The 16,547-nt window shown below is 68.4% G+C and carries 11 protein-coding genes and 1 tRNA gene; 8 read left to right on the top strand and 4 right to left on the bottom strand.

All coding sequences use genetic code 11. From position 1 onward, the window contains the following. Positions 1-23 precede the first annotated feature (23 nt). From PCA_RS16770 to PCA_RS16760, 3 genes are all read left to right on the top strand, one after another. Complete coding sequence (locus PCA_RS16770) at positions 24-1,793, top strand: SLC13 family permease (RefSeq protein WP_181303763.1); 1,770 nt, start codon at positions 24-26, stop codon at positions 1,791-1,793. Positions 1,794-1,946: 153 nt separating this feature from the next. Further along, positions 1,947-3,218, top strand: coding sequence for an O-acetylhomoserine aminocarboxypropyltransferase/cysteine synthase family protein (locus PCA_RS16765; RefSeq protein WP_181303762.1), 1,272 nt, complete (start codon positions 1,947-1,949; stop codon positions 3,216-3,218). 7 nt (positions 3,219-3,225) lie between these two features. Beyond that, on the top strand, positions 3,226-4,236 hold the full coding sequence (locus tag PCA_RS16760) for a nitronate monooxygenase (protein ID WP_181303761.1): 1,011 nt from the start codon (positions 3,226-3,228) through the stop codon (positions 4,234-4,236). Positions 4,237-4,257: 21 nt separating this feature from the next. On the opposite strand, the gene gnd is transcribed toward PCA_RS16760, so the two are convergent. Both gnd and PCA_RS16750 read right to left on the bottom strand, forming a co-directional pair. Then, entirely contained in the window at positions 4,258-5,208 is a 951-nt protein-coding gene (gene gnd, locus PCA_RS16755) for a phosphogluconate dehydrogenase (NAD(+)-dependent, decarboxylating) (RefSeq protein WP_255436943.1), read from the bottom strand. 21 nt (positions 5,209-5,229) lie between these two features. After that, positions 5,230-6,555 carry a glucoamylase family protein gene (locus tag PCA_RS16750; RefSeq protein ID WP_181303759.1) on the bottom strand — a complete coding sequence of 442 codons (1,326 nt, stop codon included), beginning with the start codon at positions 6,553-6,555 and terminating at the stop codon, positions 5,230-5,232. 111 nt (positions 6,556-6,666) lie between these two features. On the opposite strand from PCA_RS16750, the gene PCA_RS16745 reads away from it, so the two are divergent. Further along, positions 6,667-10,509, top strand: coding sequence for a glycosyl transferase family 36 (locus PCA_RS16745; RefSeq protein ID WP_181303758.1), 3,843 nt, complete (start codon positions 6,667-6,669; stop codon positions 10,507-10,509). A 4-nt stretch (positions 10,510-10,513) separates the two neighbouring features. Here the strand turns inward: PCA_RS16745 and PCA_RS16740 are convergent, their stop codons facing one another. Then, the gene (locus tag PCA_RS16740) at positions 10,514-11,419 is read right to left on the bottom strand and encodes a lipid A biosynthesis acyltransferase (protein ID WP_181303757.1); all 906 of its coding nucleotides are present in this window, start codon (positions 11,417-11,419) and stop codon (positions 10,514-10,516) included. Positions 11,420-11,501: 82 nt separating this feature from the next. Between PCA_RS16740 and dtd the strand changes: the two genes are divergently transcribed. Together dtd and rpoD are read left to right on the top strand one after the other, a co-directional pair. Beyond that, positions 11,502-11,942 (top strand): D-aminoacyl-tRNA deacylase, encoded by a 441-nt coding sequence (dtd, locus tag PCA_RS16735; RefSeq protein WP_181303756.1) that lies wholly within the window; start codon positions 11,502-11,504, stop codon positions 11,940-11,942. A 147-nt stretch (positions 11,943-12,089) separates the two neighbouring features. Then, the gene (gene rpoD / locus PCA_RS16730; RefSeq protein ID WP_181303755.1) at positions 12,090-13,961 is read left to right on the top strand and encodes an RNA polymerase sigma factor RpoD; all 1,872 of its coding nucleotides are present in this window, start codon (positions 12,090-12,092) and stop codon (positions 13,959-13,961) included. A gap of 93 nt (positions 13,962-14,054) precedes the next feature. Here rpoD and PCA_RS16725 read toward each other — a convergent pair whose 3' ends face one another. Next, on the bottom strand, positions 14,055-14,426 hold the full coding sequence (locus tag PCA_RS16725) for a nuclear transport factor 2 family protein (RefSeq protein WP_181303754.1): 372 nt from the start codon (positions 14,424-14,426) through the stop codon (positions 14,055-14,057). 131 nt (positions 14,427-14,557) lie between these two features. On the opposite strand from PCA_RS16725, the gene PCA_RS16720 reads away from it, so the two are divergent. Further along, positions 14,558-14,630 (top strand) — tRNA-Ile (locus PCA_RS16720). Between the two features lie 1,097 nt (positions 14,631-15,727). Further along, positions 15,728-16,348: a hypothetical protein gene (locus PCA_RS16715; protein WP_181303753.1), complete on the top strand. Its 621-nt coding sequence runs from the start codon at positions 15,728-15,730 to the stop codon at positions 16,346-16,348. Positions 16,349-16,547 lie beyond the last annotated feature (199 nt).

The raw sequence follows: 16,547 nt of genomic DNA, 5'->3' as shown, positions 1-16,547 counted from the left end.
CGCGTTCGAGCGGAAGCCGCCGAATGAGCTGGCAGGCGTGGGCGGTGGTGGCCATCGTCGCGGTGGCGATGGCGCTGTTTGCCAGCGAGAAGCTGCGCATCGACCTGGTGGCGCTGCTGGTGCTGGCGGCGCTGGTGGTGCTGGGCATCGTCAGTCCCGCGGAGGCGCTGTCCGGCTTCAGCAACGAGGCCACGGTGACGGTGGCGGCGATGTTCGCGCTCAGTATCGGCATCGAGCGCTCGGGCGTGCTGGAGCCGCTCAGCCGGCTGCTGATGCGCATTCGCCGGCCATGGCTGCTCACGCTCACCCTGATGCTGGCGATCGCGCCGCTGGGCGCGTTCGTGAAGAACATCGCGCTGGTCGCCACCTTCCTGCCGCTGGCGCTGCGCGTGTGCCAGCGCACCGGCACCTCGCCGGCGCGCGTGCTGATGCCGATGGCGTACGCCGCGCAGATGGGCGGCGTGTGCACCCTGATCGGCACCTCGTCCAACCTGCTCGCCGATTCGCTGGCGCAGAAGCACGGCCTGCCCGGCTTCGGCGTGTTCGAGTTCACCGGCATGGGCGCGTTGCTGGCGGTGGCCGGCATCGTCTACCTGATGCTGGTGGGGCGCTGGCTGCTGCCGCGCCACATCGATGCCGACGAGATCGAGGAAGTGGAGATAGGCAAGTACGTCACCGAACTCGTGCTCACCGCGCAGTCGCCGCTGGTGGGCACGAGCATCGGCGACGCCCAACTCGGCGAGCGCTACGGCGTGCATCCGCTGGAACTGCTGCGCGGCGAGCGGCGCATGTGGTCGCCGCGCTCGCAGCAGATGGAGGCCGGCGACGTGCTGCTGGTGCGTGGCGACTGGGAGAAGATCGAGGAATTCCAGCGCCGCGCCCACCTGCGCAACGTGCCCGAGAGCCGCTACGTGCGCGACGCCGACCATCCGCGCGTGCTCGCCGAGATCATGGTGGCGCCGGCCAGCCTGGCCGAGGGCCGGCGGCTGGCCGAGACCGACCTCGGCCGCCGCCCCGACGCGGTGGCGCTGGCGATCCACCGCCGCGGCCAGGTGCTGCGCGACAAGCTCAGCGACGTCAGCCTCGCGGTGGGCGACGTGCTGCTGGTGCTGGTGGACGAAGCCAGCATGCCGCAGCTGCGCGGCGACGACGCCTTCATCGTGCTCAGCGAACGCGACGATGCGCGGCGCATGTCGCGCAAGGCGATCGTGGCGGCGGCGATCATGGCCGGCGTGGTGGTGGTCTCGGGCCTGCGCTGGCTGCCGATCCCGGTGGCCGCGATCTGCGGCGCGGCGGCGATGGCGCTCACCGGCTGCTTCGGCCGCAAGGACGTGTACGAAGGCATGGACTGGAAGATCATCGTGCTGCTCGGCGCGATCCTGCCGCTGGGCACCGCGATCGAGAACACCGGGCTGTCGCATGCCGTGGTGCAGGCCGGGATGGGGCTGGTGGGCAACCACGGCCCGCTCGCCGCGCTGCTGATGGTGTACCTGCTCACCGCCCTGCTCACCGAGCTGATGGGCCACAACCCCTCGGTGGTGCTGATGGTCGGCATCGCCGCCAGCGTGGCGCACGCCGTGCACGCCGACCCGCGCCCGTTCGTGGTGGCGGTCGCGTTCGCCGCCGCCACCTCGTTCGCCACGCCGGTCGGCTATCCCACCAACACCATGGTGTACTACGCCGGCGGCTACCGCTTCACCGACTTCATGAAGGTGGGCATCCCGCTGATCGCGATGTTCTGCGCGCTGTCGATGTGGCTGATCCCGCGGTTCTGGCCGTTCCATCCGGCGTGAGGCGCGCTCCCGCATCCGCGCGTCCCGGCATGTGGATATGAGCGACCGGACTATGCGCGCGCCGACGCGGTGCACGGATATCGCACTAGAGTGCAGGATGGTCGCCGCATGCATCCCGCATGCGGCGCTCCCGGAAAGCTTTCGAGGACTCCCATGAAACGCGAAACCATCGCCATCCACGGCGGCTTTGCCGGCGACCCGCAGACCCATTCGGTGGCCGTGCCGATCTACCAGACCACCAGCTACTACTTCGACAGCACCCAGCACGGCGCCGACCTCTTCGACCTCAAGGTGGCCGGCAACATCTACACGCGCATCCAGAATCCGACCACCGACGTGCTGGAGCAGCGCGTGGCGCAGCTCGAAGGCGGCCTCGCCGGGCTCGCGTTCGCCTCGGGCATGGCCGCGATCACCGCCGCGGTGCTGACGCTGGCGAAGGCCGGCGACAACATCGTGGCCACCAGCCAGATCTACGGCGGCACCTACACGCTGTTCCGCCACACGCTTCGCGATTTCGGCATCGAGGCGCGGCTGGTGGATGCGCGCGACCCGGATGCCTTCGCGCGCGCCATCGACGACAAGACCAGGCTCGTCTACTGCGAATCGGTCGGCAACCCGGCCGGCAACGTGGTCGATCTCGCGGCCATCGCCAGGGTCGCCCACGCGCAAGGCGTGCCGCTGGTGGTGGACAACACCGTGCCCACGCCCGCGCTGTGCCGGCCGATCGAGCATGGCGCCGACATCGTCGTGCACGCGCTCACCAAGTACCTCGGCGGCCACGGCAACAGCATCGGCGGTATCGTCGTCGATTCAGGCAGGTTCGCGTGGCGCGGCAACCCGCGCTTCCCGCAGTTCTCCACGCCCGAGCCCGCCTATCACGGCGTGGTGTACGTGGACGACTTCGGCGACGCCGCGTTCATCGCCCGCGCCCGCACGGTGGCGCTGCGCAACACCGGCGGCGCGATCTCGCCGTTCAATGCATTCCTGATCCTGCAGGGCATCGAGACGCTGTCCCTGCGCATGGAGCGTCATTGCGCGAACGCGCTGGCCATCGCGAAATACCTCAAGGCGCATCCCAAGGTGGGCTGGGTGAACTTCGCGGGCCTCGAAGGCGATCGCGACCATGCGCTGGCGCAGAAATACATGGACGGCGGCATTCCCTCCTCGCTGTTCAATTTCGGCATCAAGGGCGACCGCGAGGCCTGCGCGCGTTTCATGGACAAGCTCGCCATCATCAAGCGCCTGGTGAACATCGGCGACGCGAAGAGCCTGGCCTGCCATCCGGCCACGACCACGCATCGCCAGCTCAACGACGAGGAACTGAAGGCCGCCGGCGTCAGCGTCGACCTCGTGCGCCTGTGCATCGGCATCGAGCACGTGGACGACCTGATCGCCGACATCGAGCAGGCGCTGGCGGCCGCATAGGCAGGGCATGCACGCCGCGCTGCGCACGCCGCTGCTCGACCGGCTCGGATGCCGTTATCCGATCATGCTGGCCGGCATGGGCGGCGTCGCCCGCAGCCGGCTGGCGGCGGCGGTCGCGAACGCCGGCGGCTTCGCCGTGATGGGCATGGTGCGCGAGCCGGTCGCCCTGATCGAGCGCGAGGTCGCCGCGTTGCGCGCGGCCACGCGCGACGACCTGCACTTTGCGGTGAACCTCATCCCGGCGTCCTGCGAGCAGTCGCTGCTGCGCGCCCAGGTGGATGCCTGCCTGCGCCTGCGCGTGCCTGCGATGGCGCTGTTCTGGGAGGTCGACGGCGACCTCGTCCGGCACCTCAAGGCCGAAGGGGTGCAGGTGATCCACCAGGTCGGCAGTTGCCGCGATGCCGAGCTGGCGCTGGATGCCGGCTGCGACGTGCTGATCGCGCAGGGCGTCGATGCCGGCGGCCATGTGCGCGGCGAGGTATCCACGTTCGCGCTGTTGCCGGAAATCGTCGCGCTTGCCGGCGAAGTGCCGGTGGCCGCTTCCGGCGCCATCGCCTCGGGCGCTGCGCTGGTGGCTGCGCTCGCGCTCGGTGCGCAGGCCGTGAGCCTGGGCAGCGCCTTCCTGGCGACGGAGGAATCCTTCGCCCATCCGCACCACCGGCAGCGGCTGGTGGCGGCGCGCGCCGAGGACACCGTGCGCACCACCGTGTTCGCGCGCAACTGGAAAATCGCCGCGCCGGTGCGCGTGCTGCCCAACGCCGTCACGCGAGGGGATTACGACGGCTGTTCCGAGGCCGAGAAGGACCAGCCGATCGCCTGGCAGGACGGCGGCCAGCCGGTCTATCCGTTCTCCACCGACTCGCCTGCCATCGACGCCACCGGCCGCATCGACGACATGGCGATCTATGCCGGCGAGTCGGTCGGCCAGATCCACGATATCGTCCACGCCGGCGAACGCGTCGCCCAGCTCGTGCGCGAGGCCGAAGCCACGCTGGCGCGGCTCCGGCCCGCGGATTGAGCGGGCGGCGCGAAACGCTCCCTACTTCGGCTCGCTCTTGATCGCGTGGCCGCCGAACTCGTTGCGCATCGCGGCGAGCAGCTTGTCGGCGAACGAGTCGGTGTCGCGCGAGCGCAGGCGCTCGATCAGCGAGGCGGTGATGATGGGCGCGGGCACGTCGAGGTCGATCGCCTCGTCCACGGTCCAGCGGCCTTCGCCGGAATCGACCACGTAGGGTGCGATGCCGTCCATCGTGGGGTTCTTGCCCAGCGCGTCGGTGGTGAGGTCGAGCAGCCAGGAGCGCACCACGCTGCCGTAGCGCCAGATCTCGCCGATCTGGTGCAGGTCCAGGCCGAATTCCTTCTTGTGGCCTAGGATGGAGAAGCCCTCGGCATAGGCCTGCATCAGGCCGTATTCGATGCCGTTGTGGACCATCTTGGTGAAATGGCCGGAGCCCACCGGGCCCACGCGGCCCCAGCCCTGCTCGGCGCCGGGCGCCAGCGTGGCGAAGATGGGCTTCAGCGCGTCGACGGTTTTCTCGTCGCCGCCCACCATCATGCTGTAGCCCTCCTTGAGCCCCCAGATGCCGCCGCTGGTGCCGCAGTCCACGTAGCCCAGGCCGTGTTCCGCGTAGAGCGCGGCGCGGCGCAGCGTGTCCTTGTAGTTTGAGTTGCCGCCGTCGATCACCGTGTCGCCCTTCGAGAGCAACGGGATCAGTGCGTTGACGGTGTCGTCGGTGATCTTGCCCGCGGGCACCATCAGCCACAGCACGCGCGGCGCTGGCAGCGCCTGCACCAGCGCTGCCAGCGATTCGGCCCCGGCCACGCCCTTCGCGGCCACCGCGGCGCGCGCGTTGGCGCTGGGGTCGAAGCCGGTGACCTGGTGGCCGCCGCGCGCCAGCCGCTCCGCCATGTTGGCGCCCATCTTGCCCAACCCGACCATGCCCAGTTCCATCGTCTTGCTCCGCGTGTGGTGAAGGTGACGGGGGCGCAGTATGCGCCCGCCGCGAAAGTGTCAGCGCCGTCGGCCCTGCGCGTCCAGCCAGCCGCCGGCGAAGCCGGCCGCGCGCAGGCCGGCCATGATCGGCGGGCTGCCGCGCAGCAGTTTCCACAGCAGGCCGCTGCGCTGGTTCTCCAGCATCAGCAGGATGGGGCCGGTGTTGATGCCGAAGAAGAACGGCGAAATCCAGCCGCAGGCGGTGTCGCCGCCCCAGGTGGGGTTGAAGCTCGCCTCGAAGCCGTAGGGGTGGCGGTCGTGCAGCGCCAGCGTGTGGATGAAGTAGTGCAGGGTGGGCAGCACGATCTCCGGCGCGAACGGCAGCGAGGCGGCCACCGCCCACGGTGACAGCGTGCCGTCGTCCTGGCCCCATGGCGCGCCACGTCCGGTGTAGCCGTAGAACTGGCGCTGCACGCCGTCGATGCTGCGTGTGGCCTCGCCGGGGCCGTCGCTGGCGGTGATGCCCCAGCACTGCGCGCCATAGCCCTTGAACCCGAGCGGGTTGTCGATCGCGTAGCGCTGCTGCACCAGGGTGGCGCGGCGGCTGTTCTCGAAGTAGTCGATGCCCTTGTCGCGCATGAAGGCGTCGCGGATGCCGCGGAAGTCGATCCACACGTGCGAGAGCTGGTGGGTGAACAGCGGGCCGCAGTAGAGGTAGTCGATGTCGTAGGCGCGTTTCCACTCGTAGGTGGAGGCCCAGGCCGCGAACGCGGACGGCGGCAGCGCGTGGGTGGGCGAGCCCAGCGCCAGCATGTACATCAGCAGGCCTTCGTCGTAGCCCTGCCAGCGGTGCGGGATGAAGCCGCTTTCCGGCCGCCAGCCGTGGCCGATGGTGCCGTCAGCGGCCTGCGCCCAGGTCCAGTCCGCGCGGCGGTACAGCAGTTCCGCCAGCTCGCGGATCTCGCGCTGCTCCGGCGTGTCGGCGCGGAAGTAGGCCGCGGCGGTGAGCATGCCGGCGAACAGGAACGCGCTGTCCACGGTGGACAGCTCGCACTGCCACGCGCGCCTGCCGGTCCGCATGTCGAGGAAGTGGTAGTAGAAGCCGCGGTATCCGGTGGCGTCTGCCGCGTCGCCCTGCTGGCTGTCGCGGAAGAAGCGCAGGGTGGCCAGCGTGCGCGCGATCGCGGTGCGCTCGTCCAGCAGGCCGCGCTCCACCGCCACCGGGTACGCGCTGAGCGCCATGCCGGTGGCGGCGATGCTGGCGGGCCAGTCCGGCGCGGTCTTGTCCGCCACCAGGCCGGTGTGCGGATTCGTCTCGTACTGGAAATAGGCCCAGGCTCTGCTCTGCAGGTGCCGCAACTGCGGACCGGATTCCGGCGGTCGATGCGTGGTGACGGTGGACATGCGTGGAATGCAGCGTGGAAGTCGGTTGCCCAGCGTGCCGTTCACGGTGCATTGACGCCGTGAATGCGTGCGAGCTTTCATGCTAGTCGCTTTGGTCACGAAGTTCAGGCCATGACCGCTTCCAGCCGCGCACCCCGACACGCCCTGCTTTCCAACGGCCGACTCTCGCTGGCCGTCGACCGCCACGGCGCCGGCTTCAGCCGCTGGCGCGATCTCGCGGTGACGCGCTGGCGCGAGGATGCTGCTTGCGACGGCTGGGGCAGCTGGCTGCTGCTGCGCGACGAGGACAGCGGCGAGGCCTGGTCGCCCACGCAGCAGCCGTTCGGCCGCAGCGCGCCCGACGACAGCGTGCGGTTCGAACCCGGCCGCGCCACGTTCGGCCGCCGTCACCACAGCCTGCACTGCACGCTGGAAGTGGCGGTGGCGGCCGATGCGGACGTGGAACTGCGCCGGCTGGTGCTGAGCAACCACGGCGACCGCCAGCGCCATCTGTCGGTCGCCAGCTATGCCGAGCTGGTGCTGGGCCCGGCGGCCGCGGACGACGCGCATCCCGCGTTCTCCAAGATGTTCGTGCAGACCGAATGGGAGGCCGGGCGCGGCCTGCTGCTGGCCAGCCGGCGCCGACGCGCGGATGGCGAGCCCGCGATCTGGGCCGCGCAAGCCTTGCGCATCGTGGGCGACCCGCCCGGCGCGCCGGAATTCGAGACGGACCGCATGCGCTTCCTCGGCCGCGGCCGCAGCCTGCGCCAGGCGCAGGCATTGCAGCCCGGCGCGGCGCTGGGCGGAAGCGTCGGCTGCGTGCTCGATCCGGTGTTCGCCCAGCGCCGGCATTTCACGCTGGCGCCGGACAGCGAGGTCGCCATCCTGCTGTGGACGCGGCTGGCCGAGCGGCGCGACGACGCGCTCGCGCTGGCCGGGCTCGCCGACGACGCGGACGCACCGGCGCGCCTGTTCGACGGCGCCCGGCAGCAAGCCACGGCGCGACTGCGGCAGTTCGGCATCGACGACGCGCAAGCCGACCGCGCCGCGCAGTGGCTGGATGCGCTGCTGGTCAGCGACCTTGCGCAGCGCGCTGCGCCGGAGGCCATCGCGCGCGGCCGCGGCGGCGCCCCCACGCTGTGGGCCGCGGGCATTTCCGGCGACCGCCCGATCGCGCTGCTGCGACTGCACGGCGAAGACGACCTGCCGTGCGCGCAGGAGTTGCTGCGGGCACAGCACTTCTGGCGTGCGCAGCGTTTCGCGGTGGACGTGGTGCTGCTCGATGCGGGCGATGCGGCCCTGCAGGCGCAGCTGGAGCCGCTGGTGCAGGCGCAGCAGGCGCAACTGCAGGTGGCATCGGCGCTGCCCAGGGCCGAGCTGTTCGCGCTGCGGGAAAGCGCGATGGCCGACGTGCTGCGCGACGGACTGGCCTGCGTGGCGCGGCTGCTGCTGGATCGCGAAGCCGTGCCGTCGCCCGCCGTCGCCGCCGCCGCTGCGCCACCCGCCTCGCCGCTGCGTGCCACCGCACCGGCACGCGAGCCGACCGCGGACCACGCATCGCCGGAATTTCCCAACGGCTGCGGCGGCTTCGTGGACGGGGGCCGCGCCTATCGCATCGAGCTGGACGACGATCGCTGCACGCCGCAGCCCTGGGTGAACGTGATCGCCAATCCCGCGTTCGGCTTCCTGGTCTCGGCCGAAGGCGGCGGCTACGCCTGGGCCATCAACAGTCAGCAGAACCCGCTGACGCCGTGGCCGAACGATCCGGTGAGCGACCGCCCGCACGAGGTGCTGTACCTGCGCGACGAGGACAACGGCGCGCTGTGGAGCGCCACCGCGCTGCCGATACGCGTGGCCGGCGCGAAGTACGCGGCCACCCACGGCAAGGGCTGGAGCCGCTTCGAGACCGACGCCCACGGCATCGCGCTGGAACTGCTGCAATGCGTGCCGGTGGACGACGCGCTGAAGCTCGCCCGCGTGCGGCTGGCGAACCGTTCGCCGCGTCCGCGGCGGCTGTCGTTCACGGCATACGTGGAATGGGCGCTGGGCCCGAACGGTTCCGTGCCCGCGCCGTTCGTGCAGACCGCGCGCGACGAGCGGACCGGCGCGCTGTTCGCACGCAACCGCTGGCGGCCGGACTTCGGCGAGCGCGTGGCGTTCGCCGACCTCGGCGGCGCGCAGCAGGCGATCGGCGGCGACCGCGCGGCCTTCCTCGGCCCGCTGGGCGCGCTGGACCGACCCGCCGCGCTGGACGGCGATGCGCCCTTGTCCGGCCGGCTGGGCGCAGGGCTGGACCCCTGCGGCGCCCTGCAACTGCGCATCGAGCTGCCGCCGCACACCGAACTGGAACTGCGCTGGCTGCTGGGCGACGCCCCCGACGCGGCCGGCGCGCAGGCGCTGGTGGCGAAATACCGCAGCATCGACATCGACGCCGTGCTCGCCGCCGTCGCCGCGCAATGGAACGGCTTGCTGGACGCGGTGCAGGTGCGCACGCCGGACCGCGCGCTGGACCTGATGCTCAACGACTGGCTGCTCTACCAGGTGGTCGGTTGCCGCCTGTGGGCGCGCACCGCGTATTACCAGGCCAGCGGCGCCTGGGGTTTCCGCGACCAGCTGCAGGACGTGATGGCGCTGTGCGTGAGCCGCCCGGACCTGGCGCGCGAACACCTGCTGCGTGCGGCCGGCCGCCAGTTCGCCGAGGGCGACGTGCAGCACTGGTGGCTGCCGCCGAACGGGCAGGGCATCCGCACCCGCGTCAGCGACGACCGCGTGTGGCTGGCGCACGTCGCCGCGCACTACGTCGGGGTCAGCGGCGACGCCGCGGTGCTGGACGAAGCGGTGCCGCTCCTCACCGGCGCGGCGATTCCCGACGGCGCCACCGATGCGTTCTTCCAGCCCGGCACGTCGGACGAGAAACCCGCGCTGCACGAACACTGCGCCCGTGCGCTGGATTCCGCGCTCACCCGCGGCGCGCACGGCCTGCCGCTGATCGGCACCGGCGACTGGAACGACGGCATGAACGCGGTGGGCGCGGGCGGCCGCGGCGAAAGCAGCTGGATGGGCTGGTTCCTGATATCCACCATCGAGGCCTACGCGCCGCTGGCCGAAGCACGCGGCGACGGCGCCCGCGCGCAACGCTGGCGCGACTACGCGCAAGCCCAGCGCGCCGCGCTGGAACAGGCGTGGGACGGCGCCTGGTACCGGCGCGGCTATTACGACGACGGCACGCCGCTGGGTTCGGCCGGCAGCGACGCCTGCCGCATCGACAGCATCGCGCAGTCGTGGAGCGTGCTGGCCGGCGCCGCCGAGCCGGCGCACGCGGCGCAGGCGATGGCCTCGAACCAGCGCGAGCTGGTCGACCCCGGACACCGGCTCTCGCGCCTGTTCACGCCGCCGTTCGACCACGCGAAGGAGAACCCCGGCTACATCCGCGGCTACCCGCCCGGCGTGCGCGAGAACGGCGGCCAGTACACGCACGGCGCGGTGTGGTCGATCTTCGCCTGGGTCGCGCTGGGCGACGGTGGTCGCGCGGCCGAGCTGTTCGGCTATTTCAACCCGGTGCGCCACGGCGACGGCGCCGACGCGGCCGCGCACTACCGGGTCGAGCCCTATGTCAGCTGCGCCGACGTGTATTCGGTGGGCGGGCTGGCCGGCCGCGGCGGCTGGACCTGGTACACCGGCTCGGCCGCGTGGCTGTATCGCGCGGGGCTGGAAGCGATGCTGGGCTTCCGCAAGCAGGGCGGCCGCCTGCGCATCGATCCCTGCGTGCCGAAGCACTGGTCCGGCTTCGAGCTGGATTACCGCCATCGCGGGGCGCAGCAGTCCACCCGCTACGCGATACGCGTGGAGAATCCGCGCGGCGTCTGCCGCGGCGTGCGCGTGCTGGAGCTGGATGGCCGGGCGCTGCCGCCGGAAGAACCCTTCGCGCTGGCGGACGACGGCGGCGACCATCGCGTGCGCGTGTTGCTGGGCTGAGCGGTCAATCGGTGCGGGCGTGGTTGCCGCGGTCGTAGGGGCTGGGCCGGTTGTCGGCCGACCAGCGCTTGTACTGCCACTGGTACTGGGCGAAGGCCAGGTTCACGCAGGCTTCCACGCCGCGGTTCAGCGCGGTGCAGGCGGTGGCCAGGTCCGCGTCGGCCAGCCCGTCGGGCGCAGGCAGGAAGTGGATGCGGTAGCCCGCGCCGCGCGGCAGGCGCTCGGCGAACGCGTACAGCACGGTGGCACCGGTGCGCGCGGCGAGGCGCGGCAGCAGCACCATGGTCAGCGCCTCGCGGCCGAAGAACGGCGCGAACTCGCCCTCGCCCGCACGCGGCTTCTGGTCGGGCAGGATGCCCACCGTGCCGCCCGCGGCGAGCCGCTTGTACAGCGTGCGCACGCCCGCGCCCTCGGCGCGCACCTGCTCCGGCGCCAGCGCGCCGCGCACCTTGCGCAGCAGGCCCTCCACCGCGGCGATGCGCGGCGGCCGGTACAGGATCGCCATCGGCGTCTTGCGGCACAGCCAGTAGTTCAGCAGCTCCCAGCAGCCGAGGTGCGGCGCGGCGATGATCACGCCCTTGCGGGCGGCCAGCGCGGCGTCGAACAACGCCTCGCCGCGCACCTCGCGCACCAGCCGCAGCGCGCGTTCGGCGCCGCCGCCCCAGATCTTGACGATCTCGGTGGCCGACTTGCCGCTCTCCGCCAGCGCCTCGCGCAGCAAGGCGGCGCGCGCGGCCTCGTCCAGCCCGGGCCGGGCGATCGCCAGGTTCACCGCCACGTGGTGTGCGGTACGGGTGCGCCGCCACAGCGCGATGCGGCCCAGCAGCGCGCCGGCGGCCTGCAAGGTGCGCAACGGCAACAGGGCGAGCAGGCGCAGCAGGAGATGGACGAGATACATGTCGGCACGCATCGACGCAGTGTAAGGGATGCGGCCGCTTCCCCCGGCCGCGCCGCGCGCTTATGCTGCGCGCTCCGCCTGCCGCCGAGTCGTCATGATCGCCCTGATCCAGCGTGTGCTCTCCGCCCGTGTCGAGGTCGAAGGCGAAACCATCGGTGCGATCGGCCCCGGCCTGCTGGCCCTGGTGGCGGTGGAGCCGCACGACGGCGAGCCGCAGACACGGCGCATGCTGGAACGCCTGCTCGGCTACCGCGTGTTTTCCGACGAGGCCGGCAAGATGAACCGCTCGCTCGCCGACACCGGCGGCGGCCTGCTGCTGGTGAGCCAGTTCACGCTGGCCGCCGATACCCGTTCCGGCATGCGCCCCAGCTTCACCAGCGCGGCGGCGCCCGAACACGGCCGGCGCTGGTTCGGGCGACTTCTGGAACTGGCCCGCGCCGCGCATCCCCAGGTGGAAACCGGACGCTTCGGCGCCCATATGGTGGTGAGCCTGGTCAACGACGGGCCGGTGACGTTCCGGCTCGACACCGGCTGAATGGCTAGAAACCTCAACCGGCGCGCAAGCCCGCGATTTGGCGCGATTTTTGCGTGTGCCCCGGTGAACTTTTCCGACTTGAAAACTGGTCAAAAAAGCAGCACATCGCTATAATGTCCGGTTCTTGAACCCTGCGGCGGTCGTTGAATGAACAGCAAAGTCCACGAGCAACAGTCCGAAATCAAGGCGCTCATCGCCAAGGGCCTTGAGCAGGGCTACCTGACCTACGCCGAGATCAACGACCACCTCCCCGACGACATCGTCGACGCGGAGCAGATCGAGGACATCATGGCGGTGCTCAAGGGCGTCGGCATCGAAGTGCACGACGCCGCGCCGGACGCCGACCCGCTGGCCGACAATGCGCCGGGCAACACCGGCGACGACGAGGCCGCCGCCGAGGAAGCCGTCGCGCTGCTCTCCGCCGTCGACGCCGAGGTGGGCCGCACCACCGACCCGGTGCGCATGTACATGCGCGAGATGGGCACGGTCGAGCTGCTCACCCGCGAGGGCGAGATCGCCATCGCCAAGCGCATCGAGGAAGGCCTGTCCCAGGTGCAGCAGGCGCTGGCCAGCTTCCCGCTGACCATCGAGCTGCTGCTGGAGGAGTACGACCAGCACCTGGACGGCAAGCGCCGCCTGTCCGAGATCCTCGCCGGCTTCCTGGACCTGGAAGCCGCCGCCGACGCTGCGCGCATCGAGGCCGAGGAAGCCGCGGCCGCCGCCGCCGAGAACGGCGAGGACGCCGAGGGCGACGAGGAAGACGACGACGACGATTCCGAGGAAGAGGAAGCCGGCACCAGCGGCCCCGACCCGGAGGAGGTCAAGCGCCGCATGGAACTGCTGCGCGACCACTACGGCAAGTTCCAGAAGGCCGCGCCCAAGGCTGCCGGCATCACCGACAAGAAGATCATCAAGCTGCGCGACCAGATGGCCGAGGAGTTCCTCAAGCTCAAGCTGCCCAGCGCGCTGATCGACGGCTTCGTGCGCAAGCTGCGCGAAGTGGTGGGCGACATCCGCCACCACGAGCGCGTGCTGATGGACATCTTCGTCAAGCACGTGAAGATGCCCAAGGCCGAATTCCTCAAGGCCTTCCCCAGCAACGAGGGCAACCTCGAATGGGCGGCCGAGCTGGGCCGCAAGCGCCAGAAGTGGTCGCCCAACGTGAAGACCCACCGCGAGGCGATCGACGCCGAGCAGGAGAAGCTCGCCGCGATCGAGCACAAGCTGTTCCTGCCGCTCACCGACATCAAGGAAATCAACCGCGCCATGGCCTCGGGCGAGGCCAAGGCCCGCCGCGCCAAGAAGGAAATGGTGGAGGCCAACCTGCGCCTGGTGATCTCCATCGCCAAGAAGTACACCAACCGCGGCCTGCAGTTCCTCGACCTCATCCAAGAAGGCAACATCGGCCTGATGAAGGCGGTGGACAAGTTCGAATACCGCCGCGGCTACAAGTTCTCGACCTATGCGACGTGGTGGATCCGCCAGGCGATCACCCGCTCGATCGCCGACCAGGCGCGCACCATCCGCATCCCGGTGCACATGATCGAGACGATCAACAAGCTCAACCGCATTTCCCGCCAGATGCTCCAGCAGTACGGCCGCGAGGCCACGCCGGAGGAGCTGGCGAAGGAAATGGACATGCCCGAGGACAAGATCCGCAAGGTGCTGAAGATCGCCAAGGAGCCGATCTCCATGGAAACCCCGATCGGCGACGACGAGGATTCCCACCTCGGCGACTTCATCGAGGACAGCAACGCCAGCTCGCCGATCGACTCCGCCACCGAGACCGGCCTGATGGAAACCGTGCGCGACGTGCTCGCCGGCCTCACGCCGCGCGAGGCCAAGGTGCTGCGCATGCGCTTCGGCATCGACATGAACACCGACCACACGTTGGAAGAAGTCGGCAAGCAGTTCGACGTCACCCGCGAGCGCATCCGCCAGATCGAAGCCAAGGCGCTGCGCAAGCTGCGCCACCCCAGCCGCTCCGAGCAGCTGCGCTCCTTCCTCGACGTGGATTGATCGCTTCGAGTTCCCCCCTCCCGCATGCGGGAGGGGGCCGGGGAGAGGGCAAGACGACGGCCGCGCAAGCGGCCGTCGTCGCATCCGGCCCGCTCAGCCCATGTCGTAGAAGAACTGCTCGCTCACCACCTTGCCGTCGCGCACGTGGTACACGCAGAGCTCCGCCATCTGCGTGCGGCCCCGCTCCTTGAACGTGACGTCCATCGCCATGGACAGACTGAACCAGTCGCCCGCCACCACCGGATCGCTCACCTCGCTGGAGTGCATCGCCTCCACCATGGCGCCGAACTGGCGGCCCTTCTCGTAGATCGCCTCCAGTCCCTTCGCATCGCCCAGCGCGCCCGACGGCGCGCCCGGCATCTCGATGCTCACGGCATCCTGCGCGAACAGCTCCCGCTGCGCCTGCTCGAATTCGCCCTTGCGGCACAGCTCGACCAATCGTTTCGCCACGGCTTCGGTATTCATGCGGGTGTCTCCAGGGGGATGGAGCCGCCAGACTATGCCCACCCACTGACAACGTTCTGTCAGCAGCCCCGCGCGCTCGACGCCCGCGCCCCCCGCCGCTACCATGCCGCACTGCCCCGCGCAGCCACGACGGGCCTATAGCTCAACGGTTAGAGCAGGGGACTCATAATCCCTTGGTTCCAGGTTCGAATCCTGGTGGGCCCATTCAGCCAGCTGCAAACCACATGGTGTTTGTTCGGGAAACCATAGTTTGAGCGGAAAGAACGAACTATGGTTTTTCGGAACCATAGTTTGCTGCTTCGGCCATAGCCAGTCGTGGCCAGGTGCTTGTCGCTAGCGATAAGGGGTTTGTGCTTGAAACCACAAAATGGCCGTAACCGTAAAGCGTAGTTTGACTGCCGGCCAGCGTGCCTATAGCCACGCTGGCGCCATCGATCAGGCACTGTTACAGCTTTGCCGGCAACGCCGAAGCGGTGGGCAGCATCGCAGGTGCTGCCGGGGCGATCCGAACCAGAAATTCCTGCGGCATATCTGATTGTTCTGCGCCTATAAGCGTGCGGTATAGACCAGCCGTGATGAGCGGCTGAGCAGCCCCCTCATCTGTGGCGCCGGCGCAGCCATCCGCAGTGCCTAGAAACCGCGAACAGCGCTGCCAAACCTGCGATGACGGCCGGAAATCCGGCGCCTTGTTCCAATGATGTTCGAGGCCACTGACTCGAAACCAGGCAGCTGATCGTCGTAAGCAGAGGCGTGCCACCCTCAACCAACCACATGCGATCTACGCTCGATGTCGAGCATTCAGGCGTCTAACCAGCCCCACGCAGCGGCTTGAGGGTAAATGTCGCTTACACAGCCGAGTTTCGATGCACCGTAAAAACCCATCGAATGGTAAATGGCAGGCCGCCTTTTATGACCAAATTGGTTGTGCCATTTACTATCTATGGATGGTGTATTTTCACATAAAACATTGTTTTTATTAATATTTATTGTTGCGACATGATAGTGTTCAATCTAGATGCATCGCCGTAGATACCCTAGGGTGCGTCCATTACAACAACCCTGGTCATGCCGATGAACGAAATCCTGTCCATGGTGAGCAACGATAAGCCTGAGGCCGCTCTGGCCATCGTTTGTGTCTTGGCCCTGCTAGTCGCCTGGAAAGCACTGGACGTCGTCGGCAGAGTTGTCACGCGTAAGAAGAAGAGGGGTGACCAATGAGCTGGGGACATTTCCCGCCCGCCTGGGTCTTCCGCGAAGGTGGGTTGAACCGGTTTAAAGCTGGGTCTACGACCGGAAAGCACGTGGCGGCGCTCAAGTGCTATCTGGCAATTGCGTCCGTCTTGGATTTCAAAACGAAATCGACAGATATCTCGCTCACCAGCTTTGAACTTATGACAGGATGCTCAAGACCTATGGTGGTTCATGGAATCGCCATTCTTGAAGATGCTGGCTTGGTTCTCGTCGACCGAACACGTCGCACCTATCGATATACATTGACCGGCTTCGAAGGAACTTCGAATGCGCCGTTCACTAAGGTTCCCGAGCAGGTTCGGGGCGCACTTGGGCAACTTCCAAATCGAGGTGAATCTGCTCTTAGCGCAATAAAAATTCTCATTTTGCTTCTTGCTCTCCGAAACAATTCAACCAACATAGCGAGAATTGCCCATCAGAAGATTCGCGAATACTGCGGAATGCAAGCTCGATATGTACGCCAAGGCATAGATCACTTGGTGAACCATCGGCTTGTTCATGTTCACATGGGTGAAAAGTCATCGGCGTCCGGTGGACACCCCGTCAACTTCTACGCTTTGCTTGGTGACTTCGTCGGAAATCGTCGAGCTGACCCGATGGATCAAGCCGCCTCAACAGCGAGACAAACAACGCAACCAAAGCCGCCGACCGCGGACGATGTGCCTTTCTGAATAAAATGACGGAAAGGTAATTTCAGTATTTCGGTCGGCAACAAATTTGACCATACGAGCGATTTGTCTTGTTGCGTACTTGTCCACGACCGTAAAGCATATATTGACTGCCGGCTATTGGATGCTCGCAGGTACCCTTCGGCCAAACTATGGCTTTCCGCACAGGTTTTCGCTTGGGCTCCATAGCGGGCATACGTCA

This window comes from Rhodanobacter sp. PCA2, from assembly GCF_013620825.1.
GTDB lineage: Bacteria > Pseudomonadota > Gammaproteobacteria > Xanthomonadales > Rhodanobacteraceae > Rhodanobacter_A.
Note: the sequence above shows the minus strand (reverse complement) of the source record. Positions and strands in the feature narration are given on the sequence as shown.